This window comes from Vibrio sp. 1069 (genome assembly GCF_033340555.1).
In genome coordinates this window covers 1-1,440 of sequence record NZ_JAWOWP010000061.1, presented here as the reverse complement: position 1 = coordinate 1,440, position 1,440 = coordinate 1, and the positions used below count along the sequence as shown (strand labels likewise).

Genomic DNA, 1,440 nt, shown 5'->3' with positions numbered 1-1,440 from the left:
TTTACCGCCGACAATGTCCATCGCGTCGATGATGCTTTGTTGACCGCGGTGGGTACAGTGGTACTTCACGATTGCAGAAATAACCGATGGCTTTTCACCTAGGTCGATACCTGCAACAGTTAGGTTGCTGGCCGCATCCATGACGTATGCATTACCGCCAAGACGTGCCAATGGCTCTTCAACGCCTTCCATGTGACCGATTGGTTGTTTGAACTGACGACGAATGCGAGAGTATGCACCCGTTGCCATCGCAGCCGATTTGATACCACCCGTCGAGTTAGAAGGTAGCGTGATGCCACGACCGACCGACAGACATTCCACCAGCATGCGCCATCCTTGCCCTGCCATTTTCTCACCACCGATGATGAAATCGATAGGAACGAAAATGTCTTTACCACGGGTTGGACCGTTCTGGAATGGCACGGTTAGTGGGAAATGACGGTTGCCGAGTTCTACACCTTTCACATCCGTTGGGATCAGCGCACATGTGATACCAAGATCTTCTTTATCACCAAGCAGGCCTTCTGGGTCACGCAGTTTGAATGCAAGGCCAAGTACCGTCGCAACAGGCGCAAGCGTGATGTAGCGTTTGTTCCACGTTAGACGCATCCCCAACACTTCTTTGCCTTCCCATTCTCCTTTACAAACGACGCCGTAATCTGGGATTGAGCCTGCGTCTGAGCCAGCCTCTGGGCTAGTTAGTGCGAAACATGGGATTTCTTTACCTTCGGCTAGGCGAGGTAAGTAATAGTTTTTCTGATCTTCTGTACCGTAGTGTTGCAAGAGCTCGCCTGGGCCTAATGAGTTAGGCACACCAACGGTAGAAGAAAGTACGCCAGAAACACCCGTCAGCTTTTGCAGTACCAAAGATTGAGCGTATGCAGAGAACTCTAGACCACCGTACTTTTTCTTGATGATCATGGCGAAGAATTTGTTGTCTTTCAGATACTGCCAAACTTCAGGTGGTAAATCCGCGAGTTCATGCGTTACTTGGAAGTCGCTGACCATAGCACACACTTCGTTTACTGGGCCGTCTAAGAACGCTTGCTCTTCAGCGCTAAGTTTTGGCGCTTGAATTGCGTGTAATTTTTCCCATTCAGGTTTACCTTTGAATAGCTCAGCTTCCCACCATACTGTACCAGCATCGAGAGCTTCTTTTTCAGTTTGAGACATCGCAGGTAGCACAGTCTTAAACAACGCCAGTGCCTTACGGCTAATAAGCGATTGGCGGATACCAGAAACGGCAAAGACCGCGATTGCAAGCACATACAGTGCCCAGCCAATAACGCCAACTGAGCCTGTGATAGTCAGCACTAGCATGGCAGCAGTTAGTAGGCTGACGGATTTAACGAGTGACATTCTGTGGTAAAGCGTAATGCCTAACACAACAGCCATCGCAACGATAGAGAGCAAGATGTCCATATAATTTTTCCTTTTCAG

1 protein-coding gene is annotated in these 1,440 nt (G+C 49.2%); it reads right to left on the bottom strand.

Annotated features, from left to right (window positions below; all coding sequences use genetic code 11):
- On the bottom strand, positions 1 to 1,422 hold a 1,422-nt coding region (locus tag R7040_RS24405; protein ID WP_318097253.1), incomplete at its 3' end, for an acyl-CoA dehydrogenase.
- Positions 1,423 to 1,440: the final 18 nt, after the last annotated feature.